Origin of the sequence: Blastococcus sp. TML/M2B, assembly GCF_016612865.1 — a bacterium.
Taxonomy (GTDB): domain Bacteria; phylum Actinomycetota; class Actinomycetes; order Mycobacteriales; family Geodermatophilaceae; genus Blastococcus.
In genome coordinates, this window is record NZ_JAENZZ010000001.1 from 402,934 (window position 1) to 423,184 (window position 20,251).

The window sequence follows — 20,251 nt, forward strand, 5'->3', positions numbered from 1 at the left end:
CGTCCGGACCACTCCCGTGCACGCTGTCGCGATCGTCGCAGCGGCCGGGAGTGGTTCGCGTCTGGGGGCCGAACTGCCCAAGGCGCTGGTCCTGCTCGGCGGCCGCCCGCTCGTCGCCCGCGCGGTCGAGGGTCTGCTCGCCGGCGGCGTGGCCGAGGTGGTGGTCGTCGTCCCCGCCGCGCAGCGCCCGGCCTTCGAGGCCGCCCTCCCCGCGGAGGTCACCGTCGTCGACGGCGGCGCCACCCGCACCGCCTCGGTCCGGGCCGGCCTGGCCGCCGCCGGGCCGGCCGCCACCGCGGTGCTGGTGCACGACGCGGCCCGGCCGCTCACCCCGCCCGAGGCGATCGCCCGCGTGCTGAGCGCGCTCGAGGCCGGCGCCCCCGCGGTGGTCCCCGTGCTCCCCGTCGTCGACACCACCGTGCTGGTCGACGACGACGGCCTGGTCGTCGAGGCGGTGCCGCGCGCGCAGCTGCGCCGCGTGCAGACCCCGCAGGGCTTCGACCGGGCCACCCTCGAGTCCGCCTACGCCGCCCTCGACCCCGACGCCGACCTCACCGACGACGCCGCCGTCGTCCGGGCCGCCGGGGTGCCGGTGACCACCGTCGCCGGGGACGAGCGCGCCGCGAAGGTCACCGTCGCCCACGACCTGGCGCTGGCCGAGCTCGCCCTGACCCTCGAAGAGGCCGCCCCATGAGCAGCGCACTGCCCCGCGTCGGCGTCGGCACCGACGTCCACCCCGTCGAGGCCGGCCGCGCCTGCTGGCTGGCCGGCCTGGAGTGGCCGGGCGCCGACGGCTGCGCCGGGCACTCCGACGGCGACGTCGTGGCGCACGCGATCACCGACGCCGTGCTCTCCGCGGCGGGGATGGGGGACATCGGCGGGCTGCTGGGCACCGACGACCCGCGCTGGGCCGGCGCCCGCGGCGCCGACGTCCTCGCGCACGTCCGCGAGGTGCTCGCCGGCGCCGGCTGGCTGGTCGGCAACGTCGCGGTGCAGCTGATCGGCAACACCCCCAAGGTGGGGCCGCGCCGGGCCGAGGCCGAGGCGGTGCTGTCGGCCGCGCTGGGCGCCCCGGTGAGCGTGACCGCCACCACCACCGACGGGCTCGGGCTGACAGGCCGGGGCGAGGGGCGGGCGGCGGTGGCCACCGCGCTGGTGGTCCGGACGAGGGAGCCCGGCTCTCCGCAGGCGGAAGCAGTCCCCGCGACTCCGTAGACTCGGCGCAGTGAGCCTCCGCCTGTACGACACGGCCGCCCGCGCGGTCCGCGACTTCACGCCCCTGCGTGCCGGTCGGGCGTCGCTCTACGTCTGCGGTCTCACCGTGCAGGGCCCCCCGCACGTGGGCCACATCCGGGCCGCGGTCTCCTTCGACGTGCTGCGCCGCTGGCTGGACGCGAGCGGCCTCGAGGTTACCTACGTCCGGAACGTCACCGACCTCGACGACAAGATCCTCGCGAAGGCCGCCGAGCGCGACGTGCCGTGGTGGGCGTGGGCGTTCCTCAACGAGCGCGCCTGCACCCGCGCCTACGACGTCCTGGGCGTGCTGCCGCCCACCGTCGAGCCGCGGGCCACCGGGCACGTCCCCGAGATGGTCGAGCTCATGCAGCGGCTGATCGACCGCGGGCACGCCTACGCCGTCGACGGCGACGTCTACTTCGACGTGCGCTCCTTCCCGGAGTACGGGGCGCTCACCGGCCAGCGGCTGGAGCACCTGGAACCGGCGGCGGACACCGAGACCGACGAGCGCAAGCGCGATCCGCGCGACTTCGCCCTCTGGAAGGCGCACAAGCCCGGCGAGCCGGAGACCGCCTCGTGGGCGACGCCATGGGGCCGCGGCCGGCCCGGCTGGCACCTGGAGTGCTCGGCGATGGCCGGCAAGTACCTGGGCGAGGCCTTCGACATCCACGGCGGCGGCCTGGACCTGCGTTTCCCGCACCACGAGAACGAGCAGGCGCAGTCCCGCGCAGCGGGTGACCGGTTCGCCCAGTACTGGATGCACAACGGCTGGGTCACCCTCGGCGGCGAGAAGATGAGCAAGTCGCTGGGCAACACCGCGCTGGTCGACGAGGTCGTCCGGCGGGTGCGCCCGGTGGAGCTGCGCTACTACCTCGTCGCCCCGCACTACCGCTCGACGATCGAGTTCACCGACGCCGCCCTGGACGAGGCGGCCGCCGGTTACCGGCGGATCGAGTCGTTCGTGAAGCGCGCGGCCGAGCGCGTCGGTGCCGACGCCGAGGGGCAGCTGCCCCCGGCCTTCACGGCCGCCCTGGACGACGACCTGGGCACCCCGGCGGCGATCGCCGCGGTGCACGAGGCCGTCCGGCAGGGCAACACCGCGCTGGGCGACGGCGATGACTCGGGCACCGCGGCCGCGCTCGGCGCCGTCCGGGCCATGCTCGGCGTCCTGGGCCTGGACCCGCTGGACCCCCAGTGGGCCACCGGCTCCGACGACCGGCTCGCGCAGGCGACCGACGGCCTGGTGGCGCTCGCCCTGCAGCAGCGCCAGGCCGCACGGGTCCGCAAGGACTTCGCCGCCGCGGACGCGATCCGCGACCAACTGACCACCCTCGGCGTCACCGTCGAGGACACCCCTGATGGACCCCGATGGGAGCTGAGCCGCTGATGGCCGGCAACAGCCAGCGCCGAGGCCGGAGCGACGGCGCCGGCAAGAAGGGGGCGCCCGCCGGGACCGGCGGCAAGAACCGCCGTTCCCTCGTGGGCCGGGGCGCGACGCCGCCGGCCGAGCAGCGCTACGGCCACCCGGCCCAGCGCAGGGCCCAGGCCGCCGAGCGGCAGCGCGCCGACCGCACCCGGGCCCGGCAGCGCGCCGAGGAGGCGCCCGAGCTGCTCCTCGGCCGCAACCCGGTGGTCGAGGCGCTGCGCGCGCGGATCCCGGCCAACGCCCTCTACGTCGTCACCGGCGACAACCAGCGCACCACCGACGAGCGGATCATCGAGGCGCTGGGCCTGGCCGCCGACCGCGGCCTGCCGCTGCTCGAGGTCGGCAAGGCCGAGTTCGACCGCATGTCGCAGGGTGCGCTGCACCAAGGGCATCGGCCTGCAGGTGCCGCCGTACGACTACGCGCACCCCGACGACCTGCTCGACCTGGCGAACGACTCCGGCCGCCCGCCGCTGCTGGTCGCCCTCGACGGGGTCACCGACCCGCGCAACCTCGGTGCCGTCGTCCGCTCCGCGGCCGCCTTCGACGCGCACGGCGTCGTCGTCCCGCAGCGCCGCGCCGTCGGCATGACCGCGTCGGCCTGGCGCACCAGCGCCGGTGCCGCCGCGCGCATCCCGGTGGCGCGGGCGGTGAACCTGCCGCGCGCGCTCGGCTCCTACCAGGACGCCGGGCTGCAGACGGTCGGCCTGGCCGCCGAGGGCGACGTCGACCTGCACGAGTACGACGGCTTCGCCGACGCGGTGGCGCTGGTCGTGGGTGCCGAGGGCACCGGCCTGTCGCGGCTGGTGCGCGAGAAGTGCGACGTCGTCGTCCGCATCCCGATCGACCGGGACACCGAGTCGCTCAACGTGAGCGTCGCCGCGGGCGTCGCGCTCTACCAGGTGGCGCTGCGCCGCCGGGAGGCCGCGGCCCTGTAACACGGGCCCTGCAGCCGGGCCCGTTGCCTCCCGAGGGGGCGGAGGAGCACACTCCGCGGCACCGCCCCCGAGGAGGTCCCCGTGCAGATCAGCCACCTGCTCCGCCGCAAGGATCCCGTGGTCGCCACGATCGACGGGTCCGACAGCGTCCGCTCCGCGCTCGCCCTGCTGGCGGCGAAGGGGATCGGCGCGCTCGTCGTCTCCTCCGACGGCCGCCACGTCGACGGCATCATCTCCGAGCGCGACGTCGCCCGCGGGCTGCACGAACGCGGGGCGGGGCTGCTCGCCGAACCGGTCTCCAGCGTCATGACCACCGAGGTGCACGTCTGCCCGCCCGACGCCAGCGTCGACGGCCTGGCCCGCACGATGACCGACCACAGGGTCCGGCACGTGCCCGTCGTCGCCGACGACGTGCTGGTCGGCATCGTCTCGATCGGCGACGTCGTCAAGGGCGCGCCTGGACGAGCTGGAGGAGGAGCGCCGGCAGCTGGTCGACTACATCCAGACCTGACCGCGGCGGCTCAGCCGATCAGCTGGGCGACGGTGTAGATGACCAGCCCGGCGAGGCCGCCGACGACGGTGCCGTTCACCCGGATCCACTGCAGGTCGCGGCCGACCTGGAGCTCGATCCGCCGGCTGGTCTCCTCGGTGTCCCAGCGGGCCACGGTGCTGCTGACCAGGTCCGCGGCGTCGGCGGAGAACCGCTCGACCAGGTAGCCGGCGACGCCGTGGGCGTGCCGCTGCACCAGCTCGCGGACCGTCGGGTCGGTCTCCAGCAGCCGGGCGCCGTGCAGGATCAGGCCGGTGACGCGGGCGCGCAGCTCGGAGCCGGGGTCGGCGGCCGCGGTGAGGACGGCGCTCTTGGCGTTGGACCACAGCGAGCCCGACCAGGTGCGCACCGCGGGGTGCTCGAGCAGCTCCTTCTTGAGCGACTCGACGCGGGCCGCGGTGTCCGGGTCGGTGCGCAGCGCCTCGACGTAGGCCCGCAGCCGGACGTCGTAGGAGTGCCGCAGCGGGTGGCGGGGGTCGCTGCCGACCTCCTCGAAGAACCGCTGGAGGCCGGCGAAGATGCGGTCGAACACCCGGTCGTCGACCCAGTCCGGCACCCACGCGGGCGAGGCGTCACCCAGCTGCGCCCGGAACACCAGCCGGTTGTCCTCCAGGAAGCGGGAGAGCAGCCGCAGCGCCGCCGACAGCACCTCCTGGTGCCGGTCGCCGTCGACGACCAGCTCGAGCACCCGGGCGAGGGCCGGCGCGGCCGGGGTCTCGTGCAGCTTGCGCTGGACCAGGGCGGCGACGGCGGGCTCGAGGTCCTCGTCGCGCAGCAGGTCGGTGAGCGCGCTGAGGGCCGCGGCGGCGTCCCCAGAGAGGCGCTCGGCGCGACCGGGGGAGGCGAGGAAGGCGCCCAGCCGCCCGGGGACGTCGACGGTGGTGAGCTTCTCCTCGACGACGCTGCGGGTCAGGAAGTTCTCCTGGACGAAGGTGCCCAGGCTCTCGCCGATCTGGTCCTTCTTGCGCGGGATGATCGCGGTGTGCGGGATGGGCAGCCCGAGCGGGTGCCGGAACAGCGCGGTGACGGCGAACCAGTCGGCCAGCGCGCCCACCATCGACGCCTCGGCGGTCGCGCGGACGTAGCCGACCCAGGCGCCCTGCTCGGGCCCGAGCAGGACGCAGCCGACGAAGACGGCGGCGGCGACCAGGAACAGCCCGGTCGCCAGCCGCTTCATGCGGGCGAGGTCGCGCGCCCGCTGCGGATCGTCCAGCGAGCCGGTCAGCGGGAGGGTCGACGGGCGGGGTACCTGCACGGGCCGAGCCTAGGTACCCCGCCTGCCCTCCTGCCTCCGCGGCTCAGCCGGTGGTGCCGAGGGTGACCTCGACGGTGCGGTCGCCGCCGTCCCGGCGGACGGTGAGCTCGACCTTCGAGCCCGGCGCCTCGCTGCGCACCGCCGCGGTCAGCTCGGTGGAGGTGGTCACGGGGCGCTTGCCGACGGCGGTGACGACGTCGCCGGGGACGATGCCGGCGTCCGCGGCGGCGCTGTCGGGCTCGACGCTGACGACCTCGGCGCCGTTGCCGACCTCGCTGCTGGCCCCGCCGGAGGCGGTGGTGGCGCGGACCCCCAGGTAGGCGCGGGTGGCCTTGCCGGTCTCCCGGATCTCGTCCCCGATCCGCTTGGCGGTGTTGCTCGGGATGGCGAAGCCGACGCCGATGTTGCCGCTCTGCGCGTCGCCGCCGACGCTGCCGGAGGCGACCGTGGCGATCGCGGTGTTGATGCCGATGACCTCGCCGGCGCCGTTGACCAGCGCGCCGCCGGAGTTGCCGGGGTTGATCGCCGCGTCGGTCTGGATCGCGTCGATGACGGTGGCGTCGTCCTGCGAGGAGCCGGTCTGCACGGCACGCCCGGTGGCGCTGATGATGCCGTCGGTGACCGTGTTGGACAGGCCCAGCGGGGCACCGATGGCGACGGCGACGTCGCCCACCTGGACGTCGTCGGAGTCGGCGAAGGTGGCCGGGGTGAGCCCGGAGGCGTCCGCCAGCTTGACAACGGCGATGTCGGAGGCCGGGTCGGTGCCGACCACCTCGGCGTCGTAGAGCGTGCCGTCGGAGGTGCGCACCTGGACTGTGCCGCCCTCGGCCTCGACGACGTGGTTGTTGGTGAGGACGTAGCCGTCCTCGGTGAGGACGACGCCCGAGCCGCTACCCGCGCTGGTCCGGCTGGTCACGTAGACGGTGACCACGCTGGGCGCGGCCTTGGCGGCGGCCGCGGTGGCGGTGGTCGCCGACTCGGGGTTGCGGATGACGACGTTCTGCGCGGCCGCGGGCGAGTTGCCGGAGCTGCCGCCGCCGTCGTCCAGCGCCGCGACGCCGGCACCGGCGGCGCCGCCGATCAGCGCGCCGGCGACCAGCCCGGCCAGGCCGATGCGCAGCCGGCCGGACCGGCGGGCGGCCGGCGTGGGCTCGGGCGCGGCACCGGGATCCCCGGCGGGAGCGCCGGGCGGCGGGCCGCCGAGGCCGCCCGTCCCGGCGGGGGCCGGGACGGGCGTGGTGACCTGGCGCGGCGGGCCCCAGTAGGGCTGCTGGCCGTAGGCGGGGGGCCCGTACGACGGTTGGCCGTAGGGCTGCTGCCCGTACTGCGGCTGGCCCTGGTGCGGCTGCCCGTAGGGGGCGCCGTAGGGCTGCGGGCGGGCGGGAGGCTGCTGCCCGGGCAGGGACTGCCCGCCGGCGCCGCCGTCCGCGGGCTCCGGGCCGGTACCCGAGGATCCGTGTGCGCTCACTGGTCGACTCCTCCCTCCGCGCGGCCGTCCGGCCGGCGCGACGGTCCCACTGTCCAGCCCCGCACTGGCGCGCGGCTGGAGGCTGCCTGTGAGCTGCCTGGACGGGTCAACGCGGGACGTCGTCCAGCAATGCCCCGTGCCCCACCAGCTCGGTGACGGCCCAGACCGCCAGCGTCTCCGCGGCGAGCAGCCCGACGAGCACGAGCAGCTGGGCGGCACCGGCCTCCAGCGGCGTCCCGCCACCGAGCAGGACGCCGACGAAGGCGCCGGGCAGGGTGACCAGGCCGACGGTGCGGGTCTGGTCCAGCGGCGGGACGAGCGCCGAGGCGGCCGCGGGGCGGATGACGAACAGCACCGCCTCGCGCGGGAGGAAGCCCAGTGCGAGCGCGGCCTCCACCTCGCCCCGCCGCTGCTCCAGCTCCTCCCGCAGCCGGCGCCCGGCGAGCGAGGTCGCGGTCATGGCGCCGCCGATGAGGATGCCGGCGATGGGGATGACCGACTCGCCGCGGAAGGGCACCGTCCCGCTGGCCAGCACGAGGAGCACGACCGGCGCGGCGCCGCCGGCGATCGGCAGCACGGTGGACAGCAGCCGCTCGCGCGCGCCGGGGGAGCGCAGCGGCCGCCCGGTCACCCGCCCGGCGGCGGTGACCGCGGCGACGGCCGTCATGAGCAGGACGAACGCCGCGGACAGCAGCAACGACCCGACGACGGCGAGCAGGACCGCCGAGACCGCGGCCAGCTGCACCGTGGCGCGGACCGCCGCGACGAGGATCGGCCGCCCCTCGCCGAGGCCGGAGAGGTGACCGGCCGTGGCGGCCAGGGCGGTCAGCGCGACGAGGACGAGGGCCAGCCGGAGGTCCGGGTCGACGACGGAGGAGCCCACGGGCGTGGATCCTGCCCGGCGGCCGCGTCGGCTCCGACCCGGGCGCTGCGCGACACCCCGGGAGCCCGTGCATAACGGGCGGGGCGGGGGTAGTGCGCCCGCACCGGCGCCCGCTGCGGGCGCCGTTCCCGTCCCGGCGCACCGCGGAGGCCGCCCGTGCCCGCTCCGTTCCTCCGGTCGGCCCTCGTGGTCGCCGTCCCCGTCGGCGCCGTCCTGGCGGTGGTGGGTGCTCTGGCGCTCGGCGTGCCGGGCCTGGTCTCGGTGCTGGTCGTGGCGGCGGTGGTCGGGGTCACCAGCGCCGGGGTGGTCCGGGAGGCGGGCGGCGCGCAGCGGGGGACGGCCGTCGACGCGGGCCCCCGGGCGGCCGGCTGGACGGCCGGGGTGCTGCTGGTGCTCGCCGGGACCGCCGCGCTGGCCGGTGGTCTGGTCGCCGTCCTCACCGGTGCCGTGGTCGGGGCCGTCGTGCTGGCGGTGCGGCTGCACCGCGCCGAGGACCCGCCGCACGCGGCCACGCGTCCCCGTCCCGTGTCGGCCCGCCCCACCCCCGCCCGTCGTCCCGCGCCTGCCGGATCGGCGCTCCTCGTGCCGCCGGTGGGCGGGTTGAGCACACCCGCCCTGGGCGAGGAGTGGGTGCGCAGCACCGCACTGCTCGACGCCCGCCTGGACCCGGTCGTGCGGCGGGCGGTCGTGGCGCGGCGGGAGGAGCTCCTCGACGAGCTGGAGCGGCGCGACCCGGCGGGCGTGGCGCGGTGGCTGGCCGGCGGCCCGGAGGCGGCCAGCGATCCGGCGGAGCACGTCCGCGACCACCCGGCGGCGGGCACCGAGGCCGCCTGACCCGCGGCCGGAAACCGGTCGCGCCCCGCTGCGGACCGGTGCAGCCTGCTCCGCATGACGGCCGACGACGTGGTCCTGCGCCGCGCCCGGGCGGCCGACGCCGCGGACGTCGCGGAGGTCTGGCTGAGCTCCTTCGCCGCCGCGCTGCCCACCGTGCGCCGGGCGCACGGCGACGACGACGTCCGGCGGTGGATCCGCGACGTCGTCGTGCCGGGGGAGGACACCTGGGTGGCCGAGAGCGGCGGCGCGGTCGTCGGCGTCCTCGCGCTCTCCCCGGGGTGGATCGACCAGCTCTACCTCGCGCCGGCGTCCCGCGGCCGGGGGATCGGCGATCGGTGCGTGGCGCTGGCGCAGGAGCGCTACCCCGGTGGGCTGGAGCTGTGGACCTTCCGGGTCAACCGCCCCGCGCAGCGGTTCTACGAGCGGCACGGGTTCGTCGCCGTCGAGCGCACCGACGGGTCGGGCAACGAGGAGCGCGAGCCCGACGTCCGCTACCGGTGGCGGCCGGCGTAGGGACCTGCGTCCCTGGCACCGGGCCGCCACCCGGCGGGACAGTGGACCGCCACGGGGTCCGCTCCTCCGCTGGGAGTCGCCATGACCGTGGACGAGGCCAGGATGAACGAGCTGCTCGGGCGGTTCGTCGTCGACGTGGGGGCCAGCTTCCAGGCGCTGGGGGCGGTCATCGGCGACCGGCTCGGGCTCTACCGGGCGCTGCTGGCGGTGATGCCGGCCGGGCCGGCGGAGGTCGCCCGCGAGGCGGGCGTCGACGAGCGGTACGTGCGCGAGTGGCTGTCCACGCAGGCGGCCGGCGGCTACGTGACCTACGACCCCGCGGACGGGACGTTTTCGCTGACCGAGGAGCAGGCCTTCGTGCTCGCGGACCCGGCCGGCATGCAGGCGGCCGCCGCCTTCCTCATCCCGCTGGCGGCCGGCGTCAACCTCGACACGATCACCGAGGCGCCTTCCGCGCCGGTGACGGTTTCCCCTGGCACGCCCAGGACCCGATGCTGTTCGAGGGCACCGAGCGCTTCTTCCGCCCCGGGTACGTGGCGAACCTGGTCTCCTCGTGGATCCCCGCGCTCGACGGCGTCGAGGACCGGCTCCGGGCGGGGGCGGACGTCGCCGACATCGGCTGCGGTCACGGCTCCTCGACGCTGCTGCTCGCGCAGGCCTACCCGGAGTCCCGCGTCGTCGGCTTCGACTACCACGAGCCGTCGATCGAGCAGGCGCGCAAACGGGCCGCGGACGCCGGGCTCGACGGCCGGGTCTCCTTCGAGGTGGCCAGCGCCGCGTCCTTCCCCGGCGAGGGCTACGACCTGGTCGCCGTCTTCGATGCGCTCCACGACATGCCCGACCCGCTCGGCGCCGCCCGGCACGTCCGGGAGGCGCTCGCCGACGACGGCGTGTTCCTCCTGGTCGAGCCGTTCGCCGGTGACCGGCTGGAAGACAACCTCAACCCCGTCGGCCGGCTCTTCTACGGGGCATCCACGGTGATCTGCGTGGCGCACTCGAAGAGCGGCGAACCGGGGACGGCGCTCGGCGCGCAGGCCGGCGAGGCGCGGCTCGCGTCGTTGCTCGGCGAGGCCGGGTTCACCCGTGTGCGGCGGGCCACCGAGACCCCGTTCAACCTGGTGCTGGACGCGCGCCCCTGAACGGTGCGCTGCACGCTCCCTATGCTGGTCGGGGGACCTGTCCCATGTCCCGCCGACGTGGCGCAATTGGTAGCGCACCCGACTTGTAATCGGGCGGTTAGGGGTTCAAGTCCCCTCGTCGGCTCGATGCCCGGGCGACCGGCTCAGTCGAAGCTGCCGGCGCCGTCCCGGCGGTAGCGCGCCCTGCGCTCGATGCGGTCCCGCTCGGCGCGCTCCTCGCGCACCCGGGCCGCCGTCCCCGGCGGGTAGCCGGCCTTCACGACCCGGTGCTCGATCGTCTCGGTCATGAAGGCCATCGAGAAGAGCAGCCCGATGAGCAGCCCGCCGAACGCGGCCGACAGCCGGTAGGACAGCGCGACCGGCGGAACGATCAGGCAGAGCGCGATCAACGGCAGCATCTGCACGACCGCCCGCGTGAAGTGCCGCCAGATCCAGGTGCGCCGGGTCGTGTCGGCCAGCACCCACGGCGAGAGCCGCCGGGGGAGGCCGCCGCCGAGCGCATACCAGACCCACTGCGCCGGGTTGGGCCGTTCTGCGTGCACGCCTCCGACGGTAGGCGCGCCGGGCGTACGGTGGCGGCCCGTGGACGACCGTCGCCTGGGAGTGGCCTCCGGGCTGGCCGCCTACTCGATGTGGGGCCTGTTCCCGCTGTACTTCCCGCTGCTGGAACCGGCGGGCGGCGTCGAGATCGTCGCGCACCGCGTGGTCTGGTCCCTGCTGTTCGTCGCGCTGCTGCTGACCGCGGCCCGTCGCTGGGGTCACGTCCGCGCCGCGGTCACCGACCGGCGCACGGTGCTCGTCCTCGCCGGGGCCGCGGTGCTGATCGCGGCGAACTGGCTGATCTTCGTCTACGGGGTGAACTCCGGGCACGTCGTCGAGACCTCGCTCGGCTACTTCATCAACCCGCTGGTGAGCGTCCTGCTCGGCGTGGTCGTCTTCGGCGAGCAGTTGCGCCGGCTGCAGTGGGTCGCCGTCGGCATCGCGGCGGTCGCGGTCGCCGTGCTGACCGTCGACTACGGCCGGCCACCGTGGATCGCGCTGGGGCTCGCGGCCAGCTTCGGCCTCTACGGGCTGATGAAGAAGCTGGTCCGCGTGGAGGCCGCGCCCGGGCTGCTGATCGAGACGGCGCTGGTCACGCTGCCCGCCCTCGGGTTCCTGGCCTTCCTGCACGCCGACGGGTCGGGGACCTTCGGCTCCGCCGGCACGGGCCAGGCGCTGCTGCTGGTGAGCTCCGGGATCGCCACCGCCGTCCCGCTGCTGCTGTTCGCCGCCGCGGCCCGGCGCATCCCGCTGTCGACCGTCGGGCTGCTCCAGTACGTCACGCCGCTGATGCAGTTGTCGGTCGGCGTCTTCGTCTACGACGAGCCGATGCCGCCGGCGCGGCTGGCCGGTTTCGCCATCGTCTGGGTGGCGCTGGCGGTCTTCACGGCGGACACCCTGCGACACGCCCGTGCAGGGACACGCCGGTCGGTTCCGGAGGTCGCGCCCGCCGGGTTGTGACCTCCGCCGCCCTCCGCCGCAGCGCCGCGGGAGGCGCCCGGAACTGTCGGAGGTCGCCGCTAGCGTTCCTCCCGAGCCGCCCGGACCACGGGCCGCCGGGTCCGGGAGGAGCTGCACCGAGCATGAGCACCGACCTCTCCGCGGCGCCCGCCGCGGGCGCGGAGGACGACGCCGCCGAGGCGCCCGCGGCCGTGTCGTCGCAGGTCGGCGGGCCGGATCTCTCGGCGCGCGAGCAGGAGATGCTGGCGTTCGAGCGGCAGTGGTGGCGGGTGCCCGGCGCCAAGGAGACGGCGATCCGCGATCACTTCGAGCTGAGCCCGACCCGCTACTACCAGGTGCTCAACGCGCTGGTCGACCGTCCGGCCGCCCTGGCGGCGGATCCCCTGCTCGTCCGGCGGCTGCGCCGGGTGCGGGCGGCGCGGCAACGGACGCGTCCGTCCCGGGTTCTGGGCAAGGAGAGTTACAAGCATTAGATTCGGTCACCGTGGGCAGGCACGCGGGATCAGGCAGTGACGGAACGGGCTCTCCCGTCATCGGTGGACGGCGTCGGACCGACGCGCCCGATGCGCTGTGGCGGGGGGTCCCGGACGCCGGCCTGAGCGACCACCCGACCGCCCCGGGCCGCGAGCGCGCCCGCCTCGACGCCGCCCCGTCGCGCCGTCCCACCGCTGCCGCCGTGGCCAACCGCCCCGGGGACGCCCCCGGCCAGATGTCCCGCTCGCGACTCCCGCTGCCCCCCGTCCCGGCCTCCGGCCGACCGGCCGCCGCCCCGGCGCCCGCTGCCCCGGTGTCCGCCGCTCCGGTGTCCGCCGCCCCCCGCGCGGCCGGGCCGGTGACCGCCGGCCCGCTGGCCGAGAGCCTGCGCGCCGCCGAGGCGGCCGCCGCCCGCCGCAAGAGCATCTGGACCGCGGACGCCGAGCCCTTGGCCTCCAGCACCGGCCCCACCGGCCTCCGCACCGGAGAGCCCGCCCCGCGCCTCCCGCGGCAGACCGCCGGCGCCTCCGACTCCCGCTACGGCGACTGGACCAAGCCCTCCCGCTCCGGTGACCAGCCGGCCGACCAGCCGCCCGCTCCCGCCGTCGCCGCGGCCCCGGCCACCACCGCCATCCCCGAGCGCTCGGTCACCCGCCGCGACGCGGACGCCCGCGACGAGGACCTCTCCGACATCGGGAACTTCTCCGAGGAGATCCCGGCCCCCCGCGCCGAGCGCTCGCCCGCCCGCCCCGTCGGCGGCCGCGCCGCGCTGCGCGCCGAGCGGCAGGCCGCCGAGGCCGCCCGCCTCAAGGCCGCCAAGGACAGCGGGGTCGCGCTGCTCGACGAGGAGCCCCGCCGCGCGCCCCGCCGCGTCGCCACGGGCCTGGTCGCCATGGCCGTCGTCGCGCTCGGCGTGCTGGGCGTCTACCAGTTCACCTCGCCGCAGACGAGCGAGGCCGGCGCCTCCACCGCGACGACGCCGGCCCCCGTCGCGCCGATCGCGCCCCTGGCCCCGCTGCCGGAGCTCGAGATCGACGCCGCCCCGGTCGAGCCGACCGTCACCACCCCGGTCCGCGTGCCCCTGGTGACGCTCAACGCCACCACCGTCACCGGCCTGGCCGCGAAGATCTCCGGCGTCGTCGAGGCCGGCGGCTGGGAGTCCGCGGGCGTCGGCGCCTACGAGGGCGACGACGTCTCGGCCAGCACCGTCTTCTACACCGAGGGCGACGACACCCAGTACCAGGCCGCACTCCAGCTGGTCGAGCAGTTCCCCCAGCTGGCGGGCCCGGCGCCGCGGTTCTTCGAGCTGCCCGCCGAGGTCACCACGCCGAGCCTGGTCATCGTCGCCGCCGGCGACTGGAAGCCCTGACCCCAGCCGCGAGCGGCGCGCGGAACCCCCACCGCGCGTCGTCCGTTGGCCGCTTCGTGCGTCGCTCCCGCGGGCCCGTGCGCCCGCGCTCCGGCGCCCGGGGTGCGCTCGCCGTCCTGCTGCCCCTGCTGGTCTCCGGCCTCGTCGTCGGCACCGCCCCCGCGGCGGCGGCCGACGAGGTGCGCACCGAGGAGGCGCGGGTCCCGGCGGGCTCCGGTGCCGACGCCGTCGAGCTCGACACCACGCTCCACCTCCCGGCGACCGACCGCCCGGCCCCGGCCGTGGTGCTGGCGCACGGCTTCGGCGGCAGCAAGGAGTCGGTGGCCGACGACGCCCAGGCGCTGGCCGAGCGCGGCTACGTCGTCCTCACCTTCTCGGCGCGCGGGTTCGGCGAGAGCACCGGCCTGATCGGGCTGGACGACCCCCGCTACGAGGTCGCCGACCTCTCCGCGCTGATCGACGTCCTCGCCGAGCGCGACGACGTCGTCCAGGACGCCGACGGCGACCCGCGGGTCGGCGTCGCCGGCGCCTCGTACGGCGGTGCGCTGGCCCTGCTCGGCGCCGCCTACGACGACCGCATCGACGCGATCGCACCGCAGATCACCTGGCACTCGCTCACCTCGGCGCTGTTCCCCTCCCAGCTCGGCGAGGTGCCCGGCGGCACGCCGGCCGCCACCCCCCAGGGCGACGGGTCCGGCGTCTACAAGCGGCTGTGGTCCGGGCTCTTCTTCGGGCTCGGGGCGGCGCCGTCCGGCGGCCTGCTCGACCTGCTCGGGGGAGCGGGCGGGGACGGTCCCGCGCCCGCCGACGTCGACGTCGAGGACGTCACGCAGGCCCTGACCTGCGGCCGCTTCCGCCCGGAGGTGTGCGCGGCCTACGAGTCCGCCGCCGCCACCGGCGTGCTCACGCCCGAGGCGGCCGCCGTGCTGGACCGGGGCAGCCCGGCCGGCGTGCTCGACCGGATCACCGCGCCCACGCTGCTGGTCCAGGGCACCCAGGACTCGCTCTTCGGGCTCGGCCAGGCCGACGCCAACGCCCGCGGCATCGCCGCGAACGGCACCCCGGTGAAGGTCGTCTGGTACGCGGGCGGGCACGACGCCCCGGCGTCGGACCGCCTCGCCGGGGAGCTGCGGGCCCAGGTCGCGGACTGGTTCGACGTCCACCTGCGCGGCCGCGACGGCGGTACGGCCGGCTTCGAGTTCCCCGCCCCCACCGGGCTCGGGACGGCGGGCACCGTCGGCCGGGTCCAGGGCAGCAGCCGCACGGTGACCGCCGACGCCTACCCGGGGCTGGACGGGGCCGAGCCGGTGCGGCGGACCTCGTTCGCGCTCGGCGGCGCGCTCCAGCCCGTCGCCAACCCGGCCGGCGGCACGCCCGCCGCGCTCACCACGGTGCCGGGGCTGGGCGCGCTGACCGCGGCGCTCGGTGGTTCGACGCTGGAGATCCCCGGCCAGTCCGCGCGCTTCGAGACCGCACCGCTGGACAGCGCGGTCGAGGTGGTCGGCGCTCCGTCGGTGGCGCTGGACGTGTCGTCGGCCGGCGGCTCGGCCACCCTCTTCGCCAAGCTGTACGACGTCGGCCCCGACGGGTCGACGACGCTGCCGGCCCGGTTGGTCGCGCCGGTGCGGCTCACCGGCCTGTCTGCGGACCCGGCGGCCCCCACCCGCGTCGAGGTGACCCTGCCGGCGTTCGTGCACCGGTTCGAGGCCGGCCACGTGATGCGGCTGGTCGTCTCCTCCACCGACCAGGGATTCGCCGTCCCCGTCGAGCCCGCCGTCCACTCGGTGGCGCTCGCCGACCCCGCGGCCGGCGTGAGCGTGCCCCGGGTCGAGGGGCGCACCGAGGCGGCCGGTGGCGCCGGCCGCTGGTGGGTGCTGCTCGGCGCGCTCGCCGCCCTCGGGCTGCTCGGGTGGGGCGCCGCGGTGCTGCTCGCGCGGCGCCGCGACCGCCGGGTCAACGCGGTGGAGCCGGGCGGCGAGGACGTGCCGCTGCGCTTCGAGGGCGTGACCAAGGCCTACGGCGACGGGTTCGTCGCCGTCCGCGACCTCTCCTTCGAGGTCCGCCGGGGACAGGTGCTGGGCCTGCTCGGCCCGAACGGCGCGGGCAAGACGACGTCGCTGCGCATGCTGATGGGGCTCATCCGGCCGACGGAGGGGCGGATCAGCGTCTTCGGTCACGCCGCCGGCCCGGGCGCCCCGGTGCTGTCCCGGCTGGGCTCGTTCGTCGAGGGCACCGGCCTGCTGCCGCACCTGTCCGGCCGGGAGAACCTCCGGCTGTACTGGGCCGCGACCGGCCGCCCGGCGGAGGATGCGCACATGGAGGAGGCGATCGAGGTCGCGGGCCTCGGTGCCGCGCTCGACCGGCCGGTCCGCCGGTACAGCCAGGGCATGCGGCAGCGCGTCGCGATCGCCCAGGCGATGCTCGGGCTCCCCGACCTGCTGGTGCTCGACGAGCCGACCAACGGGGCTTGACCCGCCGCAGATCCACGCGATGCGCGAGGTGCTGCGCTCCTACGCCGCGACCGGGCGCACGGTCATCGTCTCCAGCCACCTGCTCAGCGAGATCGAGCAGACCTGCAGCCACGTCGTCGTCATGGCGAAGGGCCGGAAGATCGCGCAGGGCACGGTCGAGGAGATCGTCGGCGTGGGCGGCGCGGTGCTCGTCGGGGTGGCCGAGGCCGACACCGACCGGGCGATCGCCGTCCTGGAGGGCCTGCCCGGGGTGACCGCCGCGCGGACCGACGACGGGCTCGTGGCCGACCTGGACGGCCACGGCCGCGCCGCGGCGCTGCAGGCGCTGGTGGCGGCCGGCATCGCGGTCGACCAGTTCACGCCGCGGCGCCGGCTCGAGGACGCCTTCCTGGCGCTGGTGGGGGAGTCATGAGCACCGACGACAGGGCAGAAATGGCCATTTCTGCCCCGGGGGTCCAGGCCAGCGGCGCGGTCCAGGGCTACCGGCCCTCGCGCACGCTGCGGCTGACCGTCGAGCTGCGCCGCCAGTTCGCCCGGCGCCGGACGCTCGGCGTGCTGGCGCTCATGGCCGCGCTGCCGCTGCTGCTCATCGCCGCGCTGCAGCTGGGGGCGAGCGAGAACGCCCGCGGGAACGACCGGATCAACCTGGTCGACGTCGCCACCGCCAGCGGGCTGAACTTCACCCTGTTCGTGCTCTTCGCGACCACCGGCTTCTTCCTCGTCGTCGTCTTCGCGCTGTTCTTCGGCGACACCGTGGCCAGCGAGGCGCAGTGGGGCGCGCTGCGCTACACGCTCGCGACGCCGGTGCCGCGGATGCGGCTGCTCCGGCAGAAGTGGCTGGCCGCGCTGGTGCTGTCGGTGGGTGCGCTGCTGACGCTCACCGCCGTCGCGGTGGTGGCCGGCTCGATCGCCTTCGGGTTCGGCGCCGTCGAGACCCCGATCGGCGTGACGCTGGCGCAGGGGGAGGGGTTCGTGCGGCTGGCCGGGATGCTCGGCTACCTCGCCGTCCACCTGCTGGTCGTGGGCACCCTGGCGTTCTGGTTCTCCACGATCACCGATGCGCCGCTGGCCGCCGTCGGCGGCGCGGTGTTCACCATGTTCGTCTTCGCCATCCTCGACCAGGTCGAGCAGCTGGGCTCGCTGCGCGACTGGTTCCCGACCGCCGGCGAGTTCGCCTGGGTCGACCTGCTGCAGACCCCGGTCCAGGACGGCGACCTGTTCCGCGGCGTCGTGCAGTCCCTGGTCTACGCGGCGCTGTTCACCGCGCTGGGCTTCCGCGCCTTCGCCCGCCGCGACGTGACCAGCTAGCTTGCCCGGCGTGACCCCGCCCAGCACGGTGCGTGCGCGCCTGGTCTGCTGGTGGCGCGGGCACCGCTTCGGCCCGCTGCGTCCCGACGGGACGGCGGCCTGCCGCCGGTGCCGCCGGGTCGTGCGGCCGCTGGACCGGTGACCCGCGCGCTCAGAGGCTCGCCCGCACCGCCTGCGCCCAGCCCTACGCCCATGGGCGCCCCGGTCACCGCGGCGTTCGGGACGGCGGCGATCCGGTCGGCCATCCCGTCGACCGCCGCGCCGTTGGCGGTGATCCACAGCCGGCCGACGGCGGCGGCCATGTCCAGGTCGCTGGTGCTGTCGCCGATCGCCACCGCGTCGGCCGGGTCGATGCCGCGGCGCTCGAGGTCCCAGGCGATGGCGGCGCCCTTGGAGATCCCGCGCGGCATGAGGTGGTAGACCCGCGGCGGCGCGGGATCGGGGGCCAGCGTCATCCGCGACGTCCGCTGGATCGCGCCGTTGTCGTTGAGGGTCAGCCAGCCCAGGCCGCGCTCGGCCAGCCAGGTGTCGACGGCGCGGGCGTCCACCCGGCCGCGGAGCAGCGCGTCGGTCTCGTGCGTGGCGTGCCACGGCGCGTGCCACTCCAGCCGGCCGGGGTGCGCTGCCATCAACTCCTCGACGACGCCGAGCGCGGCCATGGCCTCCATGGGCGTGCGCCCCTCGTGCTCGGCGGGCAGCTCGCCGGTGAGCTGCCGGCGCTCCCGGCCGCCGTCCCAGCTGACCGTCGCGCCCAGCTCGGCGATCGCGCCGTCGGCGGCGAAGATCCGGCCGGCCTCCACCACCTGGTCCAGCGTCCGGCCGCTGACCAGCACCAACGGGATCCCGGCGCGGTGCAGCTCCAGCAGCGCCGTCGCCGGGTCGGCGGTCAGATCGCGGCCGGCGGTGTGCCAGAACGACCCCCGCGGCCCCACCATCGTGCCGTCGAGATCGGTGTAGACGATGCGTGCTGCCACGCGCCCCATCCTGTCCGCCGCTCGCTACCGGCCGCCCGGTGGGTAGAGTTCGGTCGTTCACTCATCCAGAGGGGCAGAGGGACACGGCCCGATGAAGCCCCGGCAACCGCCGACTGCGCGCACGTCTGCAGCGGGAGGTGCCAATTCCGTCCCGCGCGGCTCGACGGCCCGACGCGGGGAAGATGAGGAGGTAGTCGTCGCATGACTCTGACCGCTCCCGGTTCTCTCCAGGCCGACTCGCACGCCGGTGGCCCGGTGCCGCCCTGCCCCGCGCGCGGGCTGATCTGCCGCAACTGCGGCGCCACCTTCGGTCTCATCGCCGAGCACGCCTGCGCCGAGTGCTTCGGGCCGCTGGAGGTCGACTACGACCCCGAGCTGATGAAGGCGGTGACCCGGGAGCAGATCGAGGCGGGGCCGCAGAACATCTGGCGCTACGTCGCGCTGCTGCCGGTCGGCCAGGACCCGGCCTCCCGCGTCTCGCTCGACCCGGGGATGACGCCGCTGGTCCGCGCCGACCGGCTGGCCGAGGAGCTGGGCCTCACCGGCGGGCTCTGGGTGAAGGACGATTCGGCCAACCCCACGCACTCCTTCAAGGACCGCGTGGTCAGCCTCGCCGCCACCGCGGCCAAGGGGCTGGGCTACACGAAGATCGCCGCCGCCTCGACCGGCAACCTGGCCAACTCCGTGGCCGCGCACGCCGCGCGCATGGGTCTGCCCTCGTTCGTGTTCGTCCCCTCCGACCTGGAGCCGGGCAAGATCGTGCAGTCGGCGGTGTACGGGCAGACGCTGGTCGCCGTCGACGGCTCCTACGACGACGTCAACCGGCTGACCAGCGAGCTCGCCGAGACCGACGAGTTCGAGGACACCGCCTTCGTCAACCAGAACGTGCGGCCCTACTACGCCGAGGGCTCCAAGACGATGGGCTACGAGCTGGCCGAGCAGCTGGGCTGGCGGATCCCCGCGCAGGTCGTCATCCCGATGGCCTCGGGCTCGCTGCTCACCAAGGTGGACAAGGCCTTCCGCGAGCTCACCGCCGCCGGCATCGTCGAGGCCACCGAGTGGACGATCTTCGGCGCGCAGTCGGCCGGCTGCGACCCGATCGCCACGGCCTTCGACAACGGCTGGGACGTCGTGAAGCCGGTCAAGCCGACCGGGATCGCCAAGTCGCTCAACATCGGCAACCCCGCCGACGGCCCGTACGCGCTCGACGCGATCCGCCGCACCGGGGGCGCCGTGGGCCGGGTGGGCGACGACGAGATCGTCCAGGGCATCCGCGACCTCGCCCGCACCACCGGCGTCTTCGCCGAGACCGCGGGCGGCGTCACCGTCGCCGTGCTGCGGCAGCTGGTGGGGAACGGGCGGCTGGACCCGGCGAAGGAGACCGTCGTCCTCAACACCGGGGAGGGGCTCAAGACCCTCGACCCGCTGGAGCCGGTCGTCGGCCCGACGCACACCGTCGAGCCCTCGCTGAAGTCGGCCCGCCAGGCCGGTCTGATCGGCTGACCGCGGACGGTGTCACCGGTTCAGGTGACACCGTTCGCCGGATCCGGCAACGAGTCGTGCCCGAAATGCGTGTGTGCCACGTCACTCTGCTGTACCTTTCCGCCCGGTTCGACCTCCATGTTCGTGTTCGCGGGCGGAAGAGCGAGACCTCGTCCGTTCATCAGGATGGGACGACCGCATGCACGAAACGTGGGAGCACACGTGGCACAGGGCACCGTGAAGTGGTTCAACGCCGAGAAGGGCTTCGGCTTCATCGCCGTCGACGGCGGCCAGGACGTCTTCGTCCACTACTCGGCCATCCAGATGGACGGCTACAAGTCCCTCGACGAGGGCCAGCGCGTCGAGTTCGAGGTCGTCCAGGGGGCCAAGGGCCCGCAGGCCGACGCGGTGCGCAGCGCCTGAGAACGCCGGC

Annotated in this window: 21 protein-coding genes, 1 tRNA gene, 2 pseudogenes and 1 riboswitch; of the genes and pseudogenes, 19 read left to right on the forward strand and 5 right to left on the reverse strand. The window is 75.8% G+C overall.

The window, feature by feature from the left end; translation table 11 throughout:
* The first annotated feature begins 16 nt into the window (after nucleotides 1-16).
* From ispD to JKP75_RS01915, 6 genes and pseudogenes are all read left to right on the forward strand, one after another.
* Entirely contained in the window at nucleotides 17-694 is a 678-nt protein-coding gene (gene ispD, locus JKP75_RS01895) for a 2-C-methyl-D-erythritol 4-phosphate cytidylyltransferase (RefSeq protein ID WP_200489403.1), read from the forward strand.
* Nucleotides 691-1,215 (forward strand): 2-C-methyl-D-erythritol 2,4-cyclodiphosphate synthase, encoded by a 525-nt coding sequence (gene ispF, locus JKP75_RS01900; protein WP_200492718.1) that lies wholly within the window; start codon nucleotides 691-693, stop codon nucleotides 1,213-1,215. Before ispD ends, ispF begins: the two co-directional genes overlap by 4 nt.
* 10 nt (nucleotides 1,216-1,225) lie before the next feature.
* Nucleotides 1,226-2,623 (forward strand): cysteine--tRNA ligase, encoded by a 1,398-nt coding sequence (gene cysS / locus JKP75_RS01905; protein WP_200492719.1) that lies wholly within the window; start codon nucleotides 1,226-1,228, stop codon nucleotides 2,621-2,623.
* Nucleotides 2,623-2,991 (forward strand): annotated as a pseudogene (locus JKP75_RS20115) (23S rRNA (guanosine(2251)-2'-O)-methyltransferase RlmB); the annotation flags it as partial. The gene cysS and the pseudogene JKP75_RS20115, both read left to right, overlap by 1 nt.
* A gap of 43 nt (nucleotides 2,992-3,034) precedes the next feature.
* Nucleotides 3,035-3,598 (forward strand): 23S rRNA (guanosine(2251)-2'-O)-methyltransferase RlmB, encoded by a 564-nt coding sequence (gene rlmB / locus JKP75_RS20120; RefSeq protein WP_309229431.1) that lies wholly within the window; start codon nucleotides 3,035-3,037, stop codon nucleotides 3,596-3,598.
* A gap of 81 nt (nucleotides 3,599-3,679) precedes the next feature.
* Nucleotides 3,680-4,147, forward strand: coding sequence for a CBS domain-containing protein (locus JKP75_RS01915; protein WP_309229432.1), 468 nt, complete (start codon nucleotides 3,680-3,682; stop codon nucleotides 4,145-4,147).
* On the opposite strand, the gene JKP75_RS01920 is transcribed toward JKP75_RS01915, so the two are convergent.
* The 3 genes from JKP75_RS01920 to JKP75_RS01930 all read right to left on the reverse strand — a co-directional run bounded on the left by JKP75_RS01920 (nucleotide 4,120) and on the right by JKP75_RS01930 (nucleotide 7,754).
* Entirely contained in the window at nucleotides 4,120-5,403 is a 1,284-nt protein-coding gene (locus JKP75_RS01920) for a DUF445 domain-containing protein (protein ID WP_309229433.1), read from the reverse strand. The two genes, JKP75_RS01915 and JKP75_RS01920, sit on opposite strands and share 28 nt — an antisense overlap.
* 43 nt (nucleotides 5,404-5,446) lie before the next feature.
* The gene (locus tag JKP75_RS01925; RefSeq protein WP_309229434.1) at nucleotides 5,447-6,871 is read right to left on the reverse strand and encodes a trypsin-like peptidase domain-containing protein; all 1,425 of its coding nucleotides are present in this window, start codon (nucleotides 6,869-6,871) and stop codon (nucleotides 5,447-5,449) included.
* Nucleotides 6,872-6,977: 106 nt separating this feature from the next.
* Nucleotides 6,978-7,754: an ABC transporter permease gene (locus JKP75_RS01930; protein ID WP_200492720.1), complete on the reverse strand. Its 777-nt coding sequence runs from the start codon at nucleotides 7,752-7,754 to the stop codon at nucleotides 6,978-6,980.
* A gap of 156 nt (nucleotides 7,755-7,910) precedes the next feature.
* On the opposite strand from JKP75_RS01930, the gene JKP75_RS01935 reads away from it, so the two are divergent.
* The 5 genes and pseudogenes from JKP75_RS01935 (at nucleotide 7,911) to JKP75_RS01950 (ending at nucleotide 10,364) form a co-directional block, all read left to right on the forward strand.
* Nucleotides 7,911-8,588, forward strand: a complete 678-nt coding sequence (locus tag JKP75_RS01935; RefSeq protein WP_200492721.1) for a hypothetical protein — start codon at nucleotides 7,911-7,913, stop codon at nucleotides 8,586-8,588.
* A gap of 54 nt (nucleotides 8,589-8,642) precedes the next feature.
* Entirely contained in the window at nucleotides 8,643-9,101 is a 459-nt protein-coding gene (locus JKP75_RS01940) for a GNAT family N-acetyltransferase (RefSeq protein ID WP_200489401.1), read from the forward strand.
* 210 nt (nucleotides 9,102-9,311) lie between these two features.
* Nucleotides 9,312-9,404: pseudogene (locus JKP75_RS24280) on the forward strand (hypothetical protein); the annotation flags it as partial.
* Nucleotides 9,405-9,592: 188 nt separating this feature from the next.
* Nucleotides 9,593-10,240 carry a trans-aconitate 2-methyltransferase gene (locus JKP75_RS20125; RefSeq protein WP_242472735.1) on the forward strand — a complete coding sequence of 216 codons (648 nt, stop codon included), beginning with the start codon at nucleotides 9,593-9,595 and terminating at the stop codon, nucleotides 10,238-10,240.
* Nucleotides 10,241-10,291: 51 nt separating this feature from the next.
* Nucleotides 10,292-10,364 (forward strand) — tRNA-Thr (locus JKP75_RS01950).
* Between the two features lie 19 nt (nucleotides 10,365-10,383).
* Here JKP75_RS01950 and JKP75_RS01955 read toward each other — a convergent pair.
* A complete protein-coding gene (locus JKP75_RS01955; RefSeq protein WP_200489399.1) occupies nucleotides 10,384-10,782 on the reverse strand; it encodes a DUF5313 family protein in 399 nt (132 codons plus the stop codon).
* A 40-nt stretch (nucleotides 10,783-10,822) separates the two neighbouring features.
* On the opposite strand from JKP75_RS01955, the gene rarD reads away from it, so the two are divergent.
* From rarD to JKP75_RS01980, 6 genes are all read left to right on the forward strand, one after another.
* Nucleotides 10,823-11,740, forward strand: coding sequence for an EamA family transporter RarD (gene rarD, locus JKP75_RS01960; protein ID WP_200489398.1), 918 nt, complete (start codon nucleotides 10,823-10,825; stop codon nucleotides 11,738-11,740).
* A 122-nt stretch (nucleotides 11,741-11,862) separates the two neighbouring features.
* Nucleotides 11,863-12,213: a DUF3263 domain-containing protein gene (locus JKP75_RS01965; protein ID WP_200489397.1), complete on the forward strand. Its 351-nt coding sequence runs from the start codon at nucleotides 11,863-11,865 to the stop codon at nucleotides 12,211-12,213.
* 203 nt (nucleotides 12,214-12,416) lie between these two features.
* A complete protein-coding gene (locus tag JKP75_RS23615; protein ID WP_200489396.1) occupies nucleotides 12,417-13,583 on the forward strand; it encodes a LytR C-terminal domain-containing protein in 1,167 nt (388 codons plus the stop codon).
* Between the two features lie 77 nt (nucleotides 13,584-13,660).
* A complete protein-coding gene (locus JKP75_RS01975; protein ID WP_309229435.1) occupies nucleotides 13,661-16,054 on the forward strand; it encodes an alpha/beta fold hydrolase in 2,394 nt (797 codons plus the stop codon).
* A gap of 19 nt (nucleotides 16,055-16,073) precedes the next feature.
* Nucleotides 16,074-16,466: a hypothetical protein gene (locus JKP75_RS20135; RefSeq protein ID WP_242472736.1), complete on the forward strand. Its 393-nt coding sequence runs from the start codon at nucleotides 16,074-16,076 to the stop codon at nucleotides 16,464-16,466.
* Nucleotides 16,463-17,362 carry an ABC transporter permease gene (locus JKP75_RS01980; RefSeq protein WP_242472737.1) on the forward strand — a complete coding sequence of 300 codons (900 nt, stop codon included), beginning with the start codon at nucleotides 16,463-16,465 and terminating at the stop codon, nucleotides 17,360-17,362. The genes JKP75_RS20135 and JKP75_RS01980 overlap by 4 nt, the downstream gene beginning before the upstream one ends.
* On the opposite strand, the gene JKP75_RS23620 is transcribed toward JKP75_RS01980, so the two are convergent.
* Complete coding sequence (locus JKP75_RS23620; protein WP_309229436.1) at nucleotides 17,359-18,336, reverse strand: HAD hydrolase family protein; 978 nt, start codon at nucleotides 18,334-18,336, stop codon at nucleotides 17,359-17,361. The genes JKP75_RS01980 and JKP75_RS23620 overlap by 4 nt on opposite strands.
* A 58-nt stretch (nucleotides 18,337-18,394) precedes the next feature.
* A riboswitch (SAM riboswitch) is annotated at nucleotides 18,395-18,525 on the forward strand.
* Nucleotides 18,526-18,537: 12 nt separating this feature from the next.
* On the opposite strand from JKP75_RS23620, the gene thrC reads away from it, so the two are divergent.
* Both thrC and JKP75_RS01995 read left to right on the forward strand, forming a co-directional pair.
* Nucleotides 18,538-19,839, forward strand: coding sequence for a threonine synthase (gene thrC, locus JKP75_RS01990; RefSeq protein WP_200489393.1), 1,302 nt, complete (start codon nucleotides 18,538-18,540; stop codon nucleotides 19,837-19,839).
* Between the two features lie 201 nt (nucleotides 19,840-20,040).
* Nucleotides 20,041-20,241: a cold-shock protein gene (locus JKP75_RS01995; RefSeq protein WP_040337424.1), complete on the forward strand. Its 201-nt coding sequence runs from the start codon at nucleotides 20,041-20,043 to the stop codon at nucleotides 20,239-20,241.
* Nucleotides 20,242-20,251 lie beyond the last annotated feature (10 nt).